This window comes from Cytobacillus sp. FSL H8-0458, from assembly GCF_038002165.1.
Lineage (GTDB): Bacteria > Bacillota > Bacilli > Bacillales > Cytobacillaceae > Cytobacillus.
In genome coordinates this window covers 717,130-737,486 of sequence record NZ_JBBOBR010000001.1, presented here as the reverse complement: position 1 = coordinate 737,486, position 20,357 = coordinate 717,130, and the positions used below count along the sequence as shown (strand labels likewise).

Here is a 20,357-nt window from a genome sequence, read left to right as displayed (position 1 = left end):
ATCTATGCAGTTACATATTTAGTTTGACCCTTGATCTGCAGCTTCTTTTTTTGCATTCCTCGCATGTACAATAAAAGTAACAGCAAACACGATAACCAATACGATAAAGAAGTAAATATGGTCGATGTGAATACCAGCAGCACTCGCAAGCATTTTAGCAGCAATAAGAAGGATCAGAATATATGAGCTGGTTTCCAGCTCCGGTACCCTGTCAATCAGCTTCAAAAATACGCCTGCTACACCACGCATCATGATAATACCAAGCATACCGCCTATCAACAGCACCCAGATTTCCTGGCTGACTCCAAGCGCAGCCAATATACTATCGATTGAAAATGCAATATCCATCAATTCAACTGCAATGACAGTTCCCCAGAAAGTACCGAAAAGGCGAATTAATAATCCTCTTTGATTGATGCCTTCTATTGCATGTTCATCGCCTTCCTCTTCAGCTTGCCTCTTATCAATAAAATACTTAATAGCAAGCCAGGCCAGGTAGGCAGCACCTAACACCTTGATATACCAGAATTCAATTAAAAATACACCGATACCGATAGCAATAAATCTGAAGAAGTAAGCACCTAAAAGACCGTAAAAAAGAGCTTTCTTCCGCTGTTTTTCCGGCAGATGCTTTACCATAACAGCAAGAACAAGCGCATTATCAGCAGATAATAGGCCTTCCAGAATTACAAGTGTACCTATCAGTGCCCAGCTTTCCGGCTTTGACAAAGCTTCAACCCACATTTCCCAATTAAAGAACTGGGAATATGTATGCATAATAGATTCTAAGATTTCCATTCTAAATTATTCCTCCCGGTGATGACTGCTTTTTCATATAAAAGACCCGGCATTGCCGAGCCTTATTAAGCAAATATACCTCTTATTTATCCAACCTGTAAACCAAAATCTTTTGCCAGTGCAGCAAGTCCGCCCTGATATCCGCTTCCGATTGCACTGAATTTCCATTCTCCGTTATGTCTGTATAATTCTCCAACTACTAGTGCAGTTTCAATTGAGAAGTCTTCACCCAGGTCATAGCGGATCAATTCTTCACCTGTATCTTCATTCAGAATTCTTGCATAGGCATTTGATACCTGTCCAAAGTTCTGATTGCGGGCTTCCCCGTCATGGATGGTGATTGTGAATGTAATGCGCTGAACGTTAGCTGGGACATTAGCCAGGTCAATTTTCACCTGCTCATCATCGCCATCCCCTTCACCTGTACGGTTATCTCCAGTATGTACAACTGAACCATTAGCACCTGATGTATTGTTGTAGAAAACAAAGTCGCTTTCAGAAGTTACTTTTCCAGTATCTCCAAGCAGAAATACGGAAGAATCTAAATCAAAGTCATTTCCGCCATCATATTTGTTCGTGTCCCATCCAAGTCCTACTATTACCTTACTCATTCCTGGATTTGTTTTTGTTAAGTCCACTTTTTGTCCTTTTGATAAGCTTACTGCCATTTCGACTCAAACCTCCATTATGTAGAATAAATGTATTTACGGTATAAATCATGAAAAGTTTCATAATCCATAAAAATATTTTTTCATATTCCAGAGTTTATTTCAATATTTTAACTCATCCATTTTGGCGGAGTATTTTTGTTCCAGTAAATTGACCCGAGTTCATGGTGGGCCTGAAATTGATCATGGTGTGTGTGATAGTGAAAATTAAACCAGTACCCCTGCTGAGGAGGATGGTCCCTTCTTACATGGAAGCGAATGACATCTTCCTCAGTCCTGCTGTTGGTAATGTGGAAGATTTTTTCCGATAATCCGCCCCCCGGAGTTTCTGTAACCTTTAACTCTGCAAGGCTTTCTTCCGGAAATTGCACTGCGACCTCCTGGATGGCTTTCTCAATTTCCGGAAGGATGACCTCGTTAAATTCATCTTCAATAACAGGGCCAATCTTTGTCCCAAACTTTTCATATGATTGTGCCTCAGCTATTGTAAGCATTTGCCTGACAAAGTCCTCTTTATCAAAATTACTATTTTCCTCTTCAGCAAGTTCTGCGCCCTTCTCTGAGCTTTCCACATCAGAAGCTCTGGATGCTTTTAACTGGTTCGTATTTTCATAAAGAAATGCCTGAGAAGGTGTAACAAGGCCAAACGTTAAAATGGTAACAAGTACAACAAAGGATTTTCTCAGCCAATTCGGCATGTTTTTCCACTTCCTTTCTCCTAAGCAAGGATTTTTTTAAATATGCCGCTGCCTTCAATTTTAAGGGCAGCTTGCCTCAATACATCTTCGGGCTGTACAAGAGCAATCCGAACGTATCCCTCACCCCATGTACCAAATGCACTTCCAGGAGTTACGACTACACCGGCCCGGTTAATTAAGTCAATTGCAAAATCTTTTGAGCAGCTGTACCCTGATGGGACCTCGGCCCACAAGAACATAGACCCCTCAGGTCTGCTGATATCCCAGCCGATAGTTTCAAGATCTTTTATAAATACATCTCTTCTTTTTCTATATGTCTCTCTCAAGTTCTGCAAAAAACCAGACTGATCATTCAATGCTTTCACCGCTGCTGCCTGTACTGGCAGAAATACCCCATAATCCAAATTGGATTTGAAATTGGCCAGCAGCGCAATAAGCTCCTGATTACCTGCGGCATATGCCACCCTGCAGCCAGCCATATTAAAGCTTTTTGATAGTGAATTCATTTCAATCCCTACATCATCGGCTCCTTCTACAGACAAAAAACTCAAAGGCTTCTTGTCATAATAAAGCTCCGAATAAGCAAAATCATGCAATACAGCAAAACCGTATTTTTTTGCAAGCCGGATCGCTTCAAGAAAAACATCCTCTGTTGCCATCGCTGGAACGGGATTGCCAGGGAAGTTTAAGATCATTAATTTTGTGTTTGCAAGGATTTCTTCAGGGATCTCATTAAAATCAGGTAGGAAGCTGTTCTCCTTTTTCAAAGGCATTCCGTACATTTCTGCACCAGCCATTGCTGCACCTGCAGCATATGCAGTGTATCCCGGGTCAGGAACAAGGATATAATCTCCCGGATCGCATAGAACCATCGGCAAATGTACCAGCCCATCCTGGGATCCCATTAAAAGCAGCACCTCTGAAGCAGGATCGAGATCCACTTCAAAATTTCGTTTATAATAGCCGCTGACTGCGACATGAAACTTATTTGTACCTGTTAACGAGTACCCGTATAGTTGTGGATCACAAGCTCCTCTTGCCAATTCCTCCATAACAAAAGCGGGAGGGGGCAAATCAGGACTGCCAATGCTCAAATCAATCACCGAAATCCCGTCTGAAAGTTTCGAATTCTTAATTTGGGCCAATTCCGTAAACACGCTCTCTGTAAAAGATGCCATTCTTTTTGAAATAGGAAATTTCATCGTATCCTTCCTCGCTATGTATCTCGTTTCTATTTTTCTATTATACTTCTTTTCGATCCAAATTAAAATTGATTTCATGCATCGGCAAAAAGAACAATAGAAATATAGTAATACCTTAATTAGCGGATTAATAAGCAGCAAAGCGGGGAATAATAATACAAATCATGTTCTTCAAGTTCAGAAGAATGAATAAGGGGGAAATTATCATGGATTGGTCTGTATTCTTCGTCATTGCAAGTCTTTTACTGATGGCTTACTTTGTTTATCTGGCCATAGCAGATTAAATAAGAAGGTGCCTGGTATAAATGGCACCTTTTCTTATTTTTCAATTATGCCAAAATGAAATTTCGATGACTTTCTTTCAATTACTTTGAAGCCATATTGAGCAAACCTGGAACTTCTAAAGTGATCTTTCAAGACCACCCTTTGCCTCGCTGCTCTTTTTGCATGAAAGATAACTTCCTCTGACAGATCCTCATAAACAGCAAAGTTCCTTAAAGCTTTAATCCCCTCTGACTCAAAGATCTCTTCTTCAAACATAGGATCAAAGTAGACAATATCAAAACTGTCCGGGGGCAGTTTTTTTAAATAAGGAAGGGCCATTGATGCTTCAACATCTATTCTTCCCATAGCCTGATTCATACTCTCAAGCCCGGAGTCCCACTGCCTGAGCCCATTCGCCACGAGGAAGGAAAGGTATTTGTTTCCTTCAAGCCCTGTAACTTTACCTTTACTCCCCGCAGCATAACTGGCTGTTATGCTGTCAGAGGCCAGACCAAGAGTACAATCGAGAATACTGCTGCCTCCTTTTAGAGCGGCAGCCTCAAGAAAAGGGTCACTCTCACCTTTTAGGAGGCGCTTCACTCTGAACATTGCTGAACTCGGATGAAAGAAGAACGGCTGAGTTTCGCCAATCGGATAAAGTTCCATCCGCTCTTTTCCAACTACTATGCAGTCTTCAGGAACTTGTTTTTGAATCGCTCTTACAGACCTTTTATTCCTGTCGATGTATTCTGCTCCCAATTGTTCTGCAATGTTTTTTGCTTTTTCTTTCATTGCTTCATTGGTGCGTCCGGATGTCGTAATTATCATTTATGTTCACCTGATTCCCTGAAATTGCTATAAAAAAAGGGTGCCAGCAGACACCCTCTTTGGTTTAAGCTTTATATTCTCAGCAATTCGCCTCAAAAGCTGCAAGCAGATTCTCCATGATTGCTTCCATGGAATGATCTTCGATATCATGACGGTGAATGAAGTGCACAACTTCCTTCCCTCTTAAAAGAGCCATAGAAGGTGATGAAGGCTCATATCCATCAAAGTACTCGCGCATTTTGGCTGTTGCTTCTTTGTCCTGTCCTGCAAAAACCGTGACCAGATGATCCGGTTTCTTTTTACTTCTCAAAACAGCCTGTGTTGCTGCAGGACGGGCAAGACCAGCGGCACAGCCACAAACTGAATTCACGACAACAAGAGCTGTTCCTTCAAGGTTTTCCATGAATTTCTCTACATCTTCTGAAGCCGTAAGCTCTTTAAAGCCTGCCTGTACAAGCTCCTCACGCATCGGCTTCACCATTTGTTTCATATATTCTTCATATGCCATTGACATAAGATTTGCCTCCTCCTTAACGTGCATTTTGTAAAGTAAGCATACTATATCACACGATCTTTATGCAATTTTTCTATGCCGGTTCTCGTCATAACGCAGCTAATTCAAAGAAAGCCGGTCCTAAAAGACCGGCTTTCTTTAGTATATTTAGATTTTCATAACGCCGCCTGTGCTGGCATTGGTGACAAGCTTCGAATAACGGGCAAGATACCCTTTTTTAACCTTTGGTTCGAAGCCTTTCCAATTGGCTTTGCGCTTTTCGAATTCTTCATCTGAAACTTCCAGATTTATTGTACGATTGTTCAAATCCAATTCAATGATGTCTCCATTTTCCACAAATGCAATAGGGCCGCCTTCAGCAGCCTCCGGCGAGATGTGCCCAATGCTGATGCCGCGGGAAGCACCCGAGAAACGGCCATCTGTAATCAGGCCGACCTTTGCACCCAGGCCACGGCCGACTATCTGCGAAGTCGGTGCAAGCATCTCAGGCATTCCAGGGCCGCCTTTAGGACCTTCATAACGAATGACAACAACATGGCCTTCCTGCACCTTGCCAGTAATGATTCCGGATAGTGCATCTTCCTGCGAATCAAAGCAGATGGCTGGCCCTCTATGGTATCCTCCTACTGACTCATCTACTGCACCCACTTTTATAATTGATCCCTCAGGAGCTAGATTCCCAAATAAAACTGCCAGCCCTCCGCGTTCAGAGTGCGGATTCTCCAGAGTCCGGATTACATTTTTATCCAAAATCTCACTGCCTGCTACATTCTCCCTTAGCGGCTTTCCGGTAACTGTCAGACAGTCTCCATTTAGGGCGTCCGGCTTTTTAAGCAATTCATTGATAATTGCACTCACCCCACCCGCATTATGAACATCTTCAATATGATAATCTGATGCAGGAGCGATCTTGGCTAAATGCGGAACCCGATTGGCGATCTCATTGATTCGTTCAATCGGATATTCAATTTCAGCTTCGTGAGCAAGCGCCAATGTGTGAAGAACTGTATTAGTTGACCCGCCCATTGCCATATCCAGGGCAAATGCATTGTCAATCGCATCAATGGTAACAATATCGCGCGGTTTGATGTCTTGCTTGATTAATTCCATCAGCTGCTTGGCTGAACGTTTAACAAATTCTTTTCTTTCTTCTGATACAGCCAGAATCGTGCCATTGCCTGGCAGTGCAAGTCCCAGTCCTTCTGCAAGGCAGTTCATGGAATTCGCAGTGAACATCCCTGAACAGGAACCGCATGTCGGACATGCTACCTGCTCGATTTCCAGGAGCTTTTGTTCGTCTATTTGGCCGGATTCGAAGGCACCTACACCCTCAAACACCGAGCTTAAGGATAATGGCTTTCCGCTTGAATCTACGCCGGCTTTCATCGGGCCGCCGCTGACAAAAAGGGTTGGAATATTAACCCTTAATGCCCCCATCATCATTCCGGGTGTGATTTTATCGCAGTTCGGGATACAGACCATTCCATCAAACCAGTGAGCAGAAACAACTGTTTCAAGTGAGTCTGCAATGATCTCACGGCTTGGCAGAGAATAGCGCATGCCGATATGGCCCATCGCAATTCCATCATCCACACCAATGGTATTAAATTCAAATGGAACGCCGCCTGCTTCACGGATTGCTTCTTTAACGATTTTACCAAATTCCTGCAAATGCACATGGCCAGGAACGATATCAATATAGGAATTGCACACAGCAATAAATGGTTTTCCGAAATCTTCTTCCTTTACTCCGGCTGCACGCAGCAGGCTGCGGTGCGGAGCCCGGTCTGTCCCTTTTTTGATCATATCACTTCTCATCTGTGAGCCAGTCATAGTATGTACCTCCTGTTTTACTTTAGATTCATAATCTCTTATTCTATGGAAATAAATTACTAACCTCCTGCCCCCCCAAATATTTTCTTTTCAATATAGACCCTTTTTCGGATAATTTCAATAATTATTACAAATTTAATATAATTTTTCGCTTTAAATGAATGAAACTGTAATACGTATAAGTTTTAAATTAATCAATTCCAATAAAAAAACCGCTCCAGAGCCTAAAATCTGAGCGGTTTAATTAGAATTATTTCTCACCTTTATTCCGGGATTCAGTCATTTGCTTCCAAACTGAACCCTTTGCTTCTTCTCCATGCTCAATCCTCTCAATAGCCAGTTTGATCTGCAGGCTGACTTCGAATTCCGGGTCCTCTTCGGCAGCCTTTAGAGCAGGCAGCGCTCTTTCATCTCCCACTTCGTAAAGGAACATGGCCGCACGCCAGCGCACAAGCTTGCTGTCATCCTGCAGTGCTTCGGTCATGGCGTCCATTGCTTCTGGAAACCCCAAGTCTGATAAACAGTCTCCTGCTGTGCGTCTTACAGTAACCGTTTTATCCTTTAATGCTTTGTATAGGAGCGGCAGGACATTTTTATCTTCAATCATTCCAAGATAAACTGTCGCAAGTCTCCTAATTGAAGCCTTCTCATCTTTAAGTGCTTTTTCAAGAACAGGCAGGTCCTCAAGTTCAGGATTATCCATCTGCTCGAGTTTTTGATAGCGCTCCCGCCAATCAGGTGAATCCAAATCTTCGGCTGAAAGTTTTAGAAGAGAACGCACATGCTTATCCTCCATTTTATCCGGGTTGTTAGCCGTTTTCACTAGGGTCTGAAGTCTTCCTTCCGGATAGGCAGCCATTAATTCCTCTACAATATCGTGGCCAACTTGGTCAAAATCTCCATAGCGGACTCCAAATTCTTTCCATTTGCGGACCATGACAACATTGTCAGCGGGATCCTGAGCTTTTGCAACGGCATTAATAAAGTTTTCAGGAAGTCCGAAGCGCTTTTCTTCCGTGCCGTCAGTCAGCTTCACCTGCATCGGAATTCCTTTATACATTTGAACTAAAACCTGAACTTCACCAAAATGTTCATCTATGCCGTTTTCTTCAGGACCGTCATTCTCCACTTCCTCGCCAAATGCTGATCGAACTTGAGGAAGCAGCTCTTTCCAATCATATTTTGCATTTCTTTCTACTGCCAGGAAATCAGCAACATGGTAAACCCCTTTTATGCCTTCGATCTCAAGAATATCAAGGATGATCCTTGGAGCTCCTTCTTTTTTATCTTTTTTATAATTATTGGCTTTCCCCATTGGAAGCTCTTCATCAAGAATAACCTTCATTGTATTCGGACTTGGTGTTGGTTCGATTGCTTTTATTTTCAAAAGTATCACCCTTTTTTATATATTCACGCTGGTAACTGATTTTATTTTAACATAAGGAGAATTTCGAGGCATTTTAGCTGTTTTAACTATAAAAAATAACCCGGAGATTCCCCCGGGCATGACATTATTCATCTTCTGCTGCTTCTGATAGATAGCTCCATCTCTCAATCAAGTATTCAAGTTCTTCATTCAGCTTTGTTTCTTCTTCTACTAAGGCCTGGCCCTTTTCAAAGTCACTTCCGATGCTGGCCATTTCTGAGGAAATCACTTCAAGACGGGCTTCAGCAGCCTCAATCTTTCCCTCTATTTCTTCCCATTCTTTCTTCTCTTTGTAGCTCATTCTCTTCTTTTTCGGTTTTGTTTCCCTCGTTTTTTTAGGGGCATGGTCCATTTCCTGAACCGGTTTGGCATTTTCACTTTCAAGAAATTCACTGTAATTTCCATAGTAGGATTCGATTTTGCCCTCTCCTTTTAACACAAGCAGCTGCTCAGCCACTTTATCCAGGAAGTAGCGGTCATGCGAAACAGTAATGACTACGCCGGGAAAATCATCAAGGTAATCCTCGAGAACCGTCAGGGTTTGGGTATCAAGGTTATTGGTCGGCTCGTCAAGAAGAAGAACATTAGGTTCAGACATTAAGATTTTCAGTAGATAAAGCCTCCGTTTTTCCCCGCCGGAAAGCTTGCGGATAGGGGTGCCATGAGTATACGGAGGAAAAAGGAAACGCTCCAGCATTTGAGCTGCAGAAATGGTTTTTCCATCTGAAGTTTCAACTACTTCAGCTGTTTCTTTGAGGTATTCGATCATGCGTTTACTCTCATCCATATCTTCGCTTTCCTGGGTATAGTACGCAATTTTTACTGTCTGCCCAATAATGCGCTCACCCGAGTCGAGCGGAATTCTGTCTGCCAATATGTTAAGGAGCGTTGATTTCCCTGTCCCATTTCTTCCAATAATCCCTATTCTGTCCCCCGGTTTTACGAGAAGATCAAAGTGATCCAGAATTGTTTGGGAACCATACTTTTTTGTAGCAGCTTCGAGTTCAAATACCTGTTTTCCGAGACGGCTGCCGCTTAGGGACATATCCAATTTTTCAGAGGATTTAACTGAGGCAAGCTGGCTGTCAAGGGTTTCAAACCGCTGGATTCTGGCTTTTTGTTTCGTGGTACGGGCTTTTGCCCCCCTCCTGATCCACTCAAGTTCCCTTCTGAACAGATTTTTCTGCTTTTCTATAGTGGCTGCTTCATTTTCCTCTCTTATCGCCTTGGCTTCAAGGAATGCAGCATAATTCCCTTTATAGCTGTAGAGATTTCCGCCCTCAAGCTCAAACATTTTATTTGTAACCCTGTCTAGGAAATAACGGTCATGTGTCACTAGAAGAAGTGCGCCCCTATATCTGCCCAGATATTCTTCCAGCCATTTTACCGATTCAAAATCAAGATGATTTGTCGGCTCGTCAAGAATCAGCAAGTCTGGTGACTGGATCAAAGCTTGCGCCAGTGCAACGCGCTTTTTCTGTCCTCCTGAAAGCTCACCGATTTTTCTGCTGAAATCCTCAATGCCCAGTTTAGTGAGAATCGTTTTGGCGTCGGTATTTACTTCCCAGGCATTAAGTGTATCCATTCTTTTTTGAAGTTCGAAAAGGCTTTCCTGGACAGCTGGATCTTCAGGGTGCCGGCTAAGCTTCACCAGTGCTTGTTCATATTCTCTCTGCAGCACAAGAATTGGCGCATCTCCTGCAAATACCTGCTCGAGAACGGTTAAATCATAATTCAGGTCAGGCTGCTGTGCTGAATATGAAATGGTGTAATCTCTCGGTTTGACTATTTCTCCTGAGTCCGGCAGGTCTACCCCCGCGATCACTTTCAGCAGGGAGGATTTTCCTGTACCGTTTACACCGATCAGTCCTGCCCTTTCTTTTTCAGCTATTGTAAATGATATATTGTTAAAAAGTTCTTTCTCACCATAGGTTTTTGTCACATTTTCCACAGAAATCATCTTCATGCTTACCATTCCATTCTTTAAAAAATTGATGCAGAAACTGTTCCATAAACTCATGCCGCTCTTCTGCCATTTCCTTAGCAGTGTCAGTATTCAGCAGATCTTTCAGCTTCAAAAGCTTTTCGTAAAAATGATTGATGGATGACGACCTGCCATTCCGGTATTCATCTTCAGTCATTTCTCTTCTGATATTAAGGGCAGGATCATAAATCAGCTGTCCTTTTTTGCCTCCGTAGGCAAATGCTCTAGCAATTCCCACGGCGCCGATCGCATCCAATCTGTCCGCATCCTGGACTATTTTGGCTTCTTCACTTAAAATCCTGGTGTTATAGCCGCCATTAAAGGAAACTGAATCAATGATTGCCTTAATACTGCTGAATGCTTCCTCTGTGATTTCAAGTTCCTGCAGAAAGTCCGACAGTTTCCTGTCCCCTGCTTCTCTGGAAGTGTTCAGCTTCGCATCAGGTATATCATGAAGCAAGGCTGCCATTTCAATGAAAAAAGGATCTCCTTTTTGTTCCCTTTTCGCTATGTAAAGGGCATTTTTCCGCACCCGCTCAATATGATGCCAGTCATGCCCGGTTGAATCATCCCCGAGTGTATCCCGGACAAATTTTTCTGTTATATGTATTATATTTTCTTTCATTATTTCACCCGCTTTCAAACTCCACTGTCCATTTTAACATTAGTGTCAAAAAGAAACGATAGCAAGGGAGTTCCCTTTCAACGTTGCCCGTTGATTTCCACTCCAGGCTGCCCGCTTTCCGCTCCAATCAACACAGTAAATAATATTCAACTTGCAAAAAACCTTGCGAAATCCGCCAATTTAAATAAAAGACAAAAAAAGTGCAGAAAACCAGTATTTGATTTCCTGCACCAGAGCTTATAATAATTTATTCCAGGCCATTCAGCCAGCTGATGCCGAGTGTATGCTCTCCTGCGTGGACGCCAATGGTGGCTCCTAAGGAATAGCACCCAAATTCAATGCCCGTAAATTCTTCCTGAAGTTCCTTCTTCCATAGCTCGGCTTCTTCCGGATGCAAACCGTACAGGATGAATACTTCCTTCAGCGGGTTTCTCTCGTGAGCGCTCCTCAGAAGCTTCACAATCTTATCTTTTGCCTTTCTCTCGCTCCTGGCCTTCTCCCTGACACTTAATTCTCCATCATGTACTGAGATAATCGGCTTTACATTAAGCATGCTTCCCAGGAAAAATTGAACTCCGGACATCCTGCCGCTTCGATGAAGCTGTTCAAGACTGCCGATGAGGACATATGTTTCGCCCGTATCGCGAAGCGTCTTAAGCTCGCTGATAATGTCTTTACTATCCAATCCGGCCTCTGCCAATTCCATCCCTTTAAGGATTAATCTTGTTAAAGGATATGATAATATCTTGGAGTCCAGGCTGTATACCGGAATATCAACCAGCTGGGCGGCCTGTTCACTGGAAGAAACAGTCCCGCTGAGCTTTGCCGATACTAGCACAGCGATGATGCAGTCATAATCCCTCTGCAGATTTTCGTATAAATTCCTGAAAGCGCCGATGGATGGCTGGGAAGTTTTAGCCGGGGTATCCAGGGTTTTTAAACTCGCATAAAGTTCTTCAGGTGAAAAATCAACACCCTCTGTATATTCTCTGCCATCCATAATGATTGTCATCGGAATCTGGTACAGGTCAGGATGGTTCCTTAACTCATTATTTAAAAAAGCCGTGCTGTCTGTTACCCATGCAATTTTAACCATTAAAGATGCCCCCTTTTAAGATATTTATACGTGTATGTATGTAAATAAGACTATTTAAAGGGCTGGAAGTGAAAGATTTCTCCCCCAGCCGCAGTTTCTATGGCAGAAAAGGCTTGATTTTAGGAAAAACCTTTATAGCGGTATTGTAAAAAACATCCTCATGAAACTCTTCAGGTATGAACTCTTTTATAAATTCAATATAAGGACCTACAGGCGCAAGCGGCCAATCGGTTCCAAAAAGCAATTTATCGTAAGAATCTGCAAACACTAAAGCATGCCTCAGATGGTCCAGAAATCGACCATCACTGCGCTTCTTCAATTCTTCTTCTGTTCCAACAATAATGCCTGAAAGATCGGCATAGACATTCTGATTCTTGTATATGATTTCAGCTCCGGTCAGTGTCCACGGATCTCCAAAATGAGCCATTATGAAATTGATATTCCGGTGTTTAACAGCAACCTCATCAATAGACAGGGGATGAGAATACTTAAGCAATCCCCTTTCCGAATATGTATCCCCTGTATGAAATACAACAGGAACTCCATATTTTTCAGCGAGTGCATACACAGGTTCATATACTTCATCATAGGCGTAGAAAGGATAATACCCCAGGTAAATCTTAATGCCCACAACAGCAGGCTTCTGCAGGTCTTCTTCGAGTCTTTCTAAAGCCCCTTCATTGAGATCATATGGATTGATGCCGGCACAGTAAACAATATTAGCCGGCACCTTGTCTTCCAGGTCTATACCCATGGGTGTTCTTGATTCATAATCCGGAAAGCCCATGTTATCTGTTTCTGTAAGTCCCATTGCGATGCTCAGGACTACATTGGCATTTTGGAACTCCTTTTGGTGCCCATTATATGAATAATCTACAAATGAGAGTTTATCGGCAGTATGATGAAATGATTTAATATCAGAAAAATGGATATGTGCATCTATGACTTTCATAATATCTCCTTTAGCGGAATTCCAGATAACGCAGTTTATTAAGCATTTTGCCCTCGAAGCTTCTTTCATCAAATGCGATAAAGCCCGGTTTTGCTAATGGGCCTGCCTTCCTTTCTGAAATAACTTCGAAGGCTTCTTTATTCATATATGCTCCCAGGAATTCAGTATCATTACTTTTCATTACATACATTTTTTCAGGAGAGCGGGAGCTGCTGATACGTGATCCATCAATATTAACAAAGGATTGTTCCTCAACTCCGGCCTGATAGGCTGATTCAGCACCTTTGTCATTTAGTGTAAGAGTAAGATCCTTTAATGAGCCTCCGGATAAAAAGATATCTGTGATCCACTTTTCATTAAACAGATACTTTCCTCCTGCATCGGTCACTTTTACCCAATGGGCAAGGATCGGCACTCCCGGCAATAACGCGTAATACTGTGTATATTCAAGTCCTTTCCAGACGGAGTGATGGACAACTTTCGTATGAATGGCCAATACAGACCATTCGTTTTCATACGAATCTTTAACATTGATAAATTCAGCAGAAGATTTCTCCTTCAATAGCGAAAACACACTCATTTGGGATGGAACAGTTTTCATGCCGCCAGCCCACGGATTCCACCACCCCTTGGCAACCGGTTCAGGAAAAGAAGAATCCAGCCATTCATTTTCTTTATACGATAATGAGAATAATCCAGGATAAAAATCCGGTGCTGCTTTTAAGCTAATAATGCCGTTATCCAATGTATATACAGTCTTGCCGCTCTGCTCTTCAGTTAATATACGGATTTCCCCCCTGGGCATCAGCAGAAGGTCTTTTACATACGTCTTACCACTGTCAAGTGTCATCTCGGCTTTCACAAGTGATAAGGGTTTCATGCCTTCAATAGGGAAATTCGCTTTAAATACCTTTAGTTCCTGTTGCTGGCCGAAATTTGCGGATAGTTTTTTATCCTCATTTAAATAAATTTCCATAGTGCCGTTAAGGTAACTTGAACGATAGGCTTTAAGAGTAAACTCTGCTGTTTCCTGTTCCTTTGCAACTGGATTACCCCCATTGATAATTAGCGCTTTTTCATTCTTTACCATTTTTCCAGGTTCAGCCGTCACACCTGCAAATTGCTGCAGTTCCTCCCAAGTACGGAAGGCTCCAATGGATAAATAACCAGGAGCTAATACCGCCCGATCTCCCGGTTCAAGACATCCAGTCTCCTGCTGATAATAAAATTGCCACCCATCAGGATTGGACTTCGCACTTTTTGGCCAGCAGAATCCAATCGGATCTCCATTATGATTGGCAAAAAACCAATTTTCGGTTATGCTTTCACCTGGTATTTCCATGAACCCCAATTCTTTTACATCAGAAAACTCTATCACTTCATTCTCCAGCGGAAAATATGGATGCTGCATTTCATGATATAACGGCTGGCTTAAATACAGGTTTTCGTATTTTTTATTCCCTTCATTTGTCAGTTCAGACCAAATTTTCACAAGGCCTTCACCATAAAGGGAGGTATACAAGGTTACAAGAATTCCCGGAAAAGCTTCAGACTTGAAAACCAATTTGAAGGTGATGGCCGTATCACCTGTAAACCATTCTGCTGCCAGAGGCTTTGCCTTTGAAAATTCAGTGGAATATGGCTTGCCAAGCTTAGGTACAAAAAACGCGAACGGCTGGTTAACACTTTCGTTCCTGCCGGCTGTTATCTTATAATCCATTTTCCGGATGTTCACCTGGCAGATCCCATTGCAGATATGCCAGTAATCCGTTGACTCTCCCCCGAATTTCTCACCGAAGCTTTTAAGGGGAATGCCAACAGGGCTGCAGATAAAAGAGAGTTCTTCCCCATTCTTCTTAAATGCCGATATCGACATTTCCGGCTGATAAAACCCATGTTCTTTCACGGTAAAAGGCACCTTCAGCAGCTGACGTTCTTTTTTGTGGAGCTGTATCCGATACTCCCTCTTTTCTAATTCAACCAGATCACTTTCAGGAAAAGAAAGGTGAAATACTGCGTCTTCCTCCAGGTTGTTTTCTACTTCCATTTCCAGTTCTGCTTCCTGATTCAAAAACCGGAGATTTCCTTTAGAAGCGGCTGTTATTTTGGCTGGCTGCTTTGGAAGAAATCCAAGGCGCAGTTCACATTCCTCACCATTTACCCAAACCTTTACATCCAGTGAAGGATGAGTTTTCCAGACACTGGGCTCTTCACCTTCATGTACAATGAATTGCCCGCTAATAACAGCGTCGCTTTCGACTGTCAAATCGTGCTCGAACATTGATTCGACTCTTCCCTGATTTTTCCCTTGAGCCTTAAACGAAACAGGATTTCCGGTTTTATTTACAAGTTTGAGCTGAAAGTTTTGAACCTCATTTTCAATTACTTCATGATGGCCCTTGCACAGTTCTATAAGATATTCATTTGTTTCTATTAAACTGATTCCTCTGCCGGTTCTTTCAAATCTTACTCTTGCAGACACTTCCCCGCTTCGCCATTTATACTCGTAAAATGTAAATCCATTTTCTTTGATTCCATCCGGCTTCACTTCGATATCTCTCAGGCTGCTGTTATACCAATCAAACTTTTCCAGGACAGGCTTTAAAAGCTGTGTCTGGTGAACAGCGGGAATGAAATTCATTAAATGGGTTGTATCATCTCTGTCTTCCCAGAAGAAGCCGCATTTTTTGTAAAGCGGGACAGCTTTCACGTTTCCTGGCCATGTATATAAGTCAAGACGCGGCCATCCCAATTCTATAGTCTTTTTCAGTGCTTTTAGCACCAGCATCTTTCCGATTTTTTGCCCATGGTAATCCGGCCTTACATTTAAAAGAGGGATATACAGGGATCCCGTATCCTCTTTAAGCCCGCAATAGCCTACTACTTCTTCCCCATCAAGGGCTAAGTATAAAATAATATTGCCGTTATTCGCTTCCTTCGTTTTCACTTGCTCTTCCGTCATTACACTGGTATCTCCGCCCCAGCTGTCTCTGCTCAGGTTCCACATTTTTGCGATTCCTGCAGCAAAGCCCTCATGATACTCTGCAATGATTAATTTGTCTGTACCTTGAATCATTCCTTTGTCCTCCTGACTAGGTTACGCATTGTCTACCCTTCTCCAATTCTTTTTGCGCAAAGATTTCCTTAATCATTTGCCTCTCCTCCTATTTTTAGTATTCGGAATGTTTTTCCATTCTTTCTTAATCGTATTATCAGAGCGATTAATTGTAAACATGATTTTGAATATTCCGTAAAAAATATCACAAAAAAACGCCTTGCTTTCAATAGCAAGGCGAGCAGGTGCTACAAGTAAATTTTTCTCAAAGCACCCATAGAAGCTGTCATATAAGTAATCATTTCATTCAGGTCATCTATCTGCTCTTCCTGGACCAGGCGGTTAAAGGAGATGATAGTTTCGATTTCGGCCAGCTCCTGCCTATTTTCAGGGCTGTATTTCACAGTTTGTCCGATATTCCGTCCGCTCCCCCATATTTGCTCCAGGACTTCCCGGATTTCCTGCATTTTTTGGTGATCCTGCTCGTGTTTAATTTTAAAATTCACCAAAATCCGGCATCCGGCCAGCATTTCAGATTTCCGTTGAGGCAATAGCTCAGCTGCAAGATTATCAAGTCCTGCTTCCATTGTAAAGGTACAGTGAATTTCCGTCACATCTTCAGCATGATCTGTGAAAGTAATGTCATATCTGCGGCACATTTTCGCTGAGTTTATAATATCATTCCGGTCAATTATTCTTATTTCTCCGCCCAGATCCCGGTCATAAAATCCGCCTTCCATTACAACCTTCATATTTTCAAAGGCCGTTGGATCAAACATGGTAATCCCCCTTAAAATAGGCCCACTGCATTTCCATCTTCATCTACATCCATGTTCATAGCTGAAGGGGCTTTAGGCAAGCCGGGCATAGTCATCACATCACCTGTGAGTGCTGCAATGAATCCTGCACCAATGGATGGCTTCAGCTCACGTATTGTAATGGTAAAATCTGATGGCCTTCCAAGTTTTGAGGGGTCATCAGATAAAGAATATTGTGTTTTAGCCATACAAACCGGAAGGACCCCCCAGCCAAAGCTTTCAAAGTCTTTTATCTGCTTTTTTGCTTTTGTTGAGTATTCAACATTATCTGCGCCATAAACCTTCTGGGCCACTGTTAGAATTTTTTCTTCAAGAGGCAGTGATAAATCATACAGATGATTGAAACTCGCTGCGTTTTGATCCAAAATTTCCAGCAGCTTCTCTGCCAGCTCAATTCCACCCTGCCCGCCTTTTTCCCAAACCTCTGTCAGGGCTACCGGCATACCTTCCTCACTGCAAAGATCTGTAAGGGTCGCAATTTCATTCTCGCTATCGGAAATAAACCGGTTAATGGCCACTACATACGGAAGCCCGAAGCTTTCAACTGTTTCAACATGCTTTTTTAAATTTGCAAAGCCTCTAGTGAGTGCTTCAGTATCTTCTATGCCCAATTCAGCCTTTGACAAGCCTCCATGCATTTTTAAAGCACGGATTGTAGCTACAATAACTACTGCTTCAGGGTCAATGCCTTCGTTTCTGGCTTTAATATTCAGGAACTTTTCAGCGCCAAGATCTGCACCAAAACCGGCTTCTGTCACTACATAATCAGCGAGCTTGGATGCTGCGGAAGTTGCAATCACACTGTTGCAGCCATGAGCAATATTGGCAAACGGGCCGCCATGAACCAATGCCGGTGTATGTTCTATAGTCTGGACCAGATTAGGTTTGACTGCTTCTTTAAGAAGCAGGGTAAGAGCGCCTTCCACTCCAAGATCGCTCACTGTTACGGGCTGTTTATCATAATTGTAGGCTATAACCATTTTCCCCAGTCTTTCCTTCAGGTTCTGCAGATCAGATGCAAGGCATAAAACGGCCATAATTTCTGAAGCCACAGTAATATCAAAGCCATCCTCCCTTGGAACACCTTGCAAAGGCCCTCCCAGTCCAATTACGATTTTTCTTAATGCACGGTCGTTCAAATCCAGAGCACGCTTCCAGACAATTCTTCTCTGGTCGATATTTAACAGATTTCCCTGCTGGAGGTGATTATCAATCAGGGCAGCCAAGGCATTATTGGCTGTTGTAATTGCATGAAGATCGCCGGTAAAATGCAGATTGATATCTTCCATCGGCAGAACCTGTGAATATCCCCCGCCTGTTGCCCCGCCTTTAATTCCCATTGTCGGACCCAGGGAAGGTTCACGCATTGCGACCATAGCCTTTTTGCCAAGTCTGTTAAAAGCATCTGCCAGTCCTACTGTTACTGTGGACTTCCCTTCTCCAGCAGGTGTTGGATTAATGGAAGTGACAAGAATTATTTTACCGCTGTCATTCGTACTTAATTTTTTTAATGCTGCTGCGGATAATTTTGCTTTATACTTGCCGAATAGCTCCAGATCATCCTCAATGAGCCCTAGTTTTTCAGCTATTTCCATAATGGGCTTCATTTCTGATGCCTGAGCAATTTCAATGTCTGATTTCACGATCGGTTTCACATTCATTTTTATCCCCCCAGAATCCAATATGTATAGGTTCCTTACAGCTATATTGTACCATCACTGATAAGAAATATTGCCAATTACTTTTGATATTTTCGCATTTTCACACAGTAAAGCATTGATACAATTTTGAATCGTCTTTATAATAAGTTTAATTGAATTTTTGTACAGGGAGATGATCACTTGCCGATAAAAATTCCTAAGCTGCTTCCTGCCAGGGAGATCTTAGAGGAAGAAAATATATTTATCATGGATGAGGACCGTGCCAAACAGCAGGATATTCGCCCATTAAATATTCTTATCCTGAATTTGATGCCTGAGAAAGAAAAAACGGAAGCCCATCTTTTAAGACTTCTTGGAAATACGCCATTACAGGTAAACATCTCATTTTTAAAAACTGCCACTCATCAATCAAAAAATACCAGTCCCTTGCATCTCGAACAATTCTATACTACGTTTGAGCAGGTTCAAAAAAGAAAGTTTGACGGGATGATTATAACTGGCGCTCCTGTAGAGCTTTTTGACTTTAAAGAGGTTGACTATTGGGAGGAGCTAACCGTAATCATGGAGTGGACAAAAACAAATGTTACCTCCACCCTGCATATATGCTGGGGAGCACAGGCAGCGTTATTCTATCACTTTGGGATCGGAAAATATGAGCTTCCTGAGAAATGCTCGGGTGTTTATCTTCATGAAGTTCATGACAGAAGCGAAAAATTGCTGAGGGGCTTTGACGATATCTATTATGCTCCGCATTCACGTAATACCGATGTTTATAAAGAACAGCTGCTGAATCACCGGGAAGTTAAGCTTCTGTCTTCTTCTGAGGAGGCGGGTCCTTTCATCATGAGCGCGAACGGCGGCAGACAAATCATGGTAACTGGCCATCTCGAATATGAAGCAGGCACACTCGCAGAAGAATACGCAAGAGACAGAAGCAGAGGTCTTCAGGTTCCCTTGCCAAAACACTATTTTCCGAATGATGATCCGAGCAAAAGACCCCATAATATATGGCGGTCACATGCCCATTTAATGTTTTCCAACTGGCTGAACTACTATGTATACCAGGAGACTCCTTTCGAGTGGGATTGATAATGCAGTGAGCGGAATAACTTAATATGCAGCTAAAAGCATGCAAAGCCGGTTTTTTTCAGGGTTCCCCCTCAAAAACCGGCTTTTTCTTTATACAAAATTTCGTATAGTGTCAAGCGCCTGGTAAGCAAAGCACTTCCGCTGTTCATTATGATTGCTGGGCATAATACACTTCTTCGAATGGCTGAACCACTACAAAGCCGCTTCCTGAGAACTTCATTTGGATCGACTCTCCGCTCCCTCTTCCAAGAAACGTTTTAAAAGAGATATCTGTTACGAATTCCGGCTGCAGTGACCCTGACCATGCAACTGTCGCATTGGGATCGGTATATACGGGATTATCAGGAGTAACCAAAAGTGTCAGGGGCTCATAGTGAGAAGTAATAGCCACCATTCCCGTCCCTTCTAAACGGACATTGAACAAGCCGCCTGCAAGCATGCCTGCCATCCTCTTCATTAATTTAATATCCCAGCTGATGGAAGGCTCGAATGCGAGGAGATCATTCCCATTTACAAAGATGGAATCCTCATCAAGATTCAGGATTGAAATCTTTTTTCCCTGGTCTGCAAGGTATAGCTTTCCGTTGCCTGTAGCTTTCATTAAAGCTGGGCCTTCTCCAGTGAGTGCCTTTTTGAACATTTTTCCTAACCCATGCTCGAGAATGCCTTCTCGCTCAAACTTTATCTGGCCGCGGTAGGAAACCATCCCGCCTGCTTTAGCCCAAATCTGGCTGGTTAAGTTAATTTCGAGCATCCTTGATGTTTCCAGTTCAAACAGCCCTTCACCTTTATCCTGCTGTTTCGTCTGGTTTACAAACTCTTCAATTGAATATCTGCTCATTCTCT

Annotated in this window: 17 protein-coding genes; 1 reads left to right on the top strand and 16 read right to left on the bottom strand. The window is 42.6% G+C overall.

What is annotated here, in order from left to right; all coding sequences use genetic code 11:
• Positions 1–18: 18 nt before the first annotated feature.
• The 15 genes from NYE23_RS03745 to NYE23_RS03675 all read right to left on the bottom strand — a co-directional run bounded on the left by NYE23_RS03745 (position 19) and on the right by NYE23_RS03675 (position 18,422).
• On the bottom strand, positions 19–798 hold the full coding sequence (locus NYE23_RS03745) for a TerC family protein (protein ID WP_048009409.1): 780 nt from the start codon (positions 796–798) through the stop codon (positions 19–21).
• An 86-nt stretch (positions 799–884) separates the two neighbouring features.
• Positions 885–1,466, bottom strand: coding sequence for a TerD family protein (locus NYE23_RS03740; RefSeq protein WP_061793869.1), 582 nt, complete (start codon positions 1,464–1,466; stop codon positions 885–887).
• 110 nt (positions 1,467–1,576) lie between these two features.
• Positions 1,577–2,164 carry a YpjP family protein gene (locus NYE23_RS03735; RefSeq protein WP_341075561.1) on the bottom strand — a complete coding sequence of 196 codons (588 nt, stop codon included), beginning with the start codon at positions 2,162–2,164 and terminating at the stop codon, positions 1,577–1,579.
• A gap of 20 nt (positions 2,165–2,184) precedes the next feature.
• Complete coding sequence (locus NYE23_RS03730) at positions 2,185–3,366, bottom strand: LL-diaminopimelate aminotransferase (RefSeq protein WP_341075560.1); 1,182 nt, start codon at positions 3,364–3,366, stop codon at positions 2,185–2,187.
• Positions 3,367–3,684: 318 nt separating this feature from the next.
• Positions 3,685–4,458, bottom strand: coding sequence for a class I SAM-dependent methyltransferase (locus NYE23_RS03725; RefSeq protein WP_341075557.1), 774 nt, complete (start codon positions 4,456–4,458; stop codon positions 3,685–3,687).
• Between the two features lie 79 nt (positions 4,459–4,537).
• Entirely contained in the window at positions 4,538–4,972 is a 435-nt protein-coding gene (locus NYE23_RS03720) for a BrxA/BrxB family bacilliredoxin (protein WP_341075555.1), read from the bottom strand.
• A gap of 147 nt (positions 4,973–5,119) precedes the next feature.
• Positions 5,120–6,790 carry a dihydroxy-acid dehydratase gene (gene ilvD, locus NYE23_RS03715; protein ID WP_404324498.1) on the bottom strand — a complete coding sequence of 557 codons (1,671 nt, stop codon included), beginning with the start codon at positions 6,788–6,790 and terminating at the stop codon, positions 5,120–5,122.
• A gap of 265 nt (positions 6,791–7,055) precedes the next feature.
• Entirely contained in the window at positions 7,056–8,192 is a 1,137-nt protein-coding gene (locus tag NYE23_RS03710) for a conserved virulence factor C family protein (RefSeq protein ID WP_341075553.1), read from the bottom strand.
• Between the two features lie 124 nt (positions 8,193–8,316).
• Positions 8,317–10,197 carry an ABC-F family ATP-binding cassette domain-containing protein gene (locus NYE23_RS03705; RefSeq protein WP_341075552.1) on the bottom strand — a complete coding sequence of 627 codons (1,881 nt, stop codon included), beginning with the start codon at positions 10,195–10,197 and terminating at the stop codon, positions 8,317–8,319.
• On the bottom strand, positions 10,154–10,840 hold the full coding sequence (locus NYE23_RS03700) for an HD domain-containing protein (protein WP_341075551.1): 687 nt from the start codon (positions 10,838–10,840) through the stop codon (positions 10,154–10,156). The genes NYE23_RS03705 and NYE23_RS03700 overlap by 44 nt, the downstream gene beginning before the upstream one ends.
• A 247-nt stretch (positions 10,841–11,087) precedes the next feature.
• Positions 11,088–11,936 carry a DegV family protein gene (locus NYE23_RS03695; protein WP_341075549.1) on the bottom strand — a complete coding sequence of 283 codons (849 nt, stop codon included), beginning with the start codon at positions 11,934–11,936 and terminating at the stop codon, positions 11,088–11,090.
• Between the two features lie 97 nt (positions 11,937–12,033).
• Entirely contained in the window at positions 12,034–12,888 is an 855-nt protein-coding gene (locus NYE23_RS03690) for an amidohydrolase family protein (RefSeq protein ID WP_341075546.1), read from the bottom strand.
• Between the two features lie 10 nt (positions 12,889–12,898).
• Positions 12,899–15,964: a GNAT family N-acetyltransferase gene (locus NYE23_RS03685; protein ID WP_341075544.1), complete on the bottom strand. Its 3,066-nt coding sequence runs from the start codon at positions 15,962–15,964 to the stop codon at positions 12,899–12,901.
• 227 nt (positions 15,965–16,191) lie between these two features.
• Positions 16,192–16,722, bottom strand: coding sequence for a hypothetical protein (locus NYE23_RS03680; protein ID WP_341075543.1), 531 nt, complete (start codon positions 16,720–16,722; stop codon positions 16,192–16,194).
• 11 nt (positions 16,723–16,733) lie between these two features.
• Positions 16,734–18,422 carry a formate--tetrahydrofolate ligase gene (locus tag NYE23_RS03675; RefSeq protein WP_341075541.1) on the bottom strand — a complete coding sequence of 563 codons (1,689 nt, stop codon included), beginning with the start codon at positions 18,420–18,422 and terminating at the stop codon, positions 16,734–16,736.
• A 180-nt stretch (positions 18,423–18,602) separates the two neighbouring features.
• On the opposite strand from NYE23_RS03675, the gene metA reads away from it, so the two are divergent.
• Positions 18,603–19,511 carry a homoserine O-acetyltransferase MetA gene (gene metA, locus NYE23_RS03670; protein WP_341075540.1) on the top strand — a complete coding sequence of 303 codons (909 nt, stop codon included), beginning with the start codon at positions 18,603–18,605 and terminating at the stop codon, positions 19,509–19,511.
• A 148-nt stretch (positions 19,512–19,659) separates the two neighbouring features.
• On the opposite strand, the gene NYE23_RS03665 is transcribed toward metA, so the two are convergent.
• Positions 19,660–20,352 (bottom strand): AIM24 family protein, encoded by a 693-nt coding sequence (locus tag NYE23_RS03665; RefSeq protein WP_341075539.1) that lies wholly within the window; start codon positions 20,350–20,352, stop codon positions 19,660–19,662.
• Positions 20,353–20,357: the final 5 nt, after the last annotated feature.

Excerpts from the sequence above, each read along its gene's own strand:
- NYE23_RS03745 (WP_048009409.1), bottom strand. The coding sequence starts at position 798 with ATGGAAATCTTAGAATCTATTATGCATACATATTCCCAGTTCTTTAAT.
- NYE23_RS03700 (WP_341075551.1), bottom strand. The coding sequence starts at position 10,840 with ATGAAAGAAAATATAATACATATAACAGAAAAATTTGTCCGGGATACA.
- NYE23_RS03740 (WP_061793869.1), bottom strand. The coding sequence starts at position 1,466 with ATGGCAGTAAGCTTATCAAAAGGACAAAAAGTGGACTTAACAAAAACA.
- NYE23_RS03720 (WP_341075555.1), bottom strand. The coding sequence starts at position 4,972 with ATGTCAATGGCATATGAAGAATATATGAAACAAATGGTGAAGCCGATG.
- NYE23_RS03725 (WP_341075557.1), bottom strand. The coding sequence starts at position 4,458 with ATGATAATTACGACATCCGGACGCACCAATGAAGCAATGAAAGAAAAA.
- NYE23_RS03695 (WP_341075549.1), bottom strand. The coding sequence starts at position 11,936 with ATGGTTAAAATTGCATGGGTAACAGACAGCACGGCTTTTTTAAATAAT.
- NYE23_RS03675 (WP_341075541.1), bottom strand. The coding sequence starts at position 18,422 with ATGAATGTGAAACCGATCGTGAAATCAGACATTGAAATTGCTCAGGCA.
- NYE23_RS03680 (WP_341075543.1), bottom strand. The coding sequence starts at position 16,722 with ATGTTTGATCCAACGGCCTTTGAAAATATGAAGGTTGTAATGGAAGGC.
- NYE23_RS03690 (WP_341075546.1), bottom strand. The coding sequence starts at position 12,888 with ATGAAAGTCATAGATGCACATATCCATTTTTCTGATATTAAATCATTT.
- NYE23_RS03685 (WP_341075544.1), bottom strand. The coding sequence starts at position 15,964 with ATGATTCAAGGTACAGACAAATTAATCATTGCAGAGTATCATGAGGGC.
- NYE23_RS03730 (WP_341075560.1), bottom strand. The coding sequence starts at position 3,366 with ATGAAATTTCCTATTTCAAAAAGAATGGCATCTTTTACAGAGAGCGTG.
- NYE23_RS03665 (WP_341075539.1), bottom strand. The coding sequence starts at position 20,352 with ATGAGCAGATATTCAATTGAAGAGTTTGTAAACCAGACGAAACAGCAG.
- ilvD (WP_404324498.1), bottom strand. The coding sequence starts at position 6,790 with ATGAGAAGTGATATGATCAAAAAAGGGACAGACCGGGCTCCGCACCGC.
- NYE23_RS03735 (WP_341075561.1), bottom strand. The coding sequence starts at position 2,164 with ATGCCGAATTGGCTGAGAAAATCCTTTGTTGTACTTGTTACCATTTTA.
- NYE23_RS03705 (WP_341075552.1), bottom strand. The coding sequence starts at position 10,197 with ATGAAGATGATTTCTGTGGAAAATGTGACAAAAACCTATGGTGAGAAA.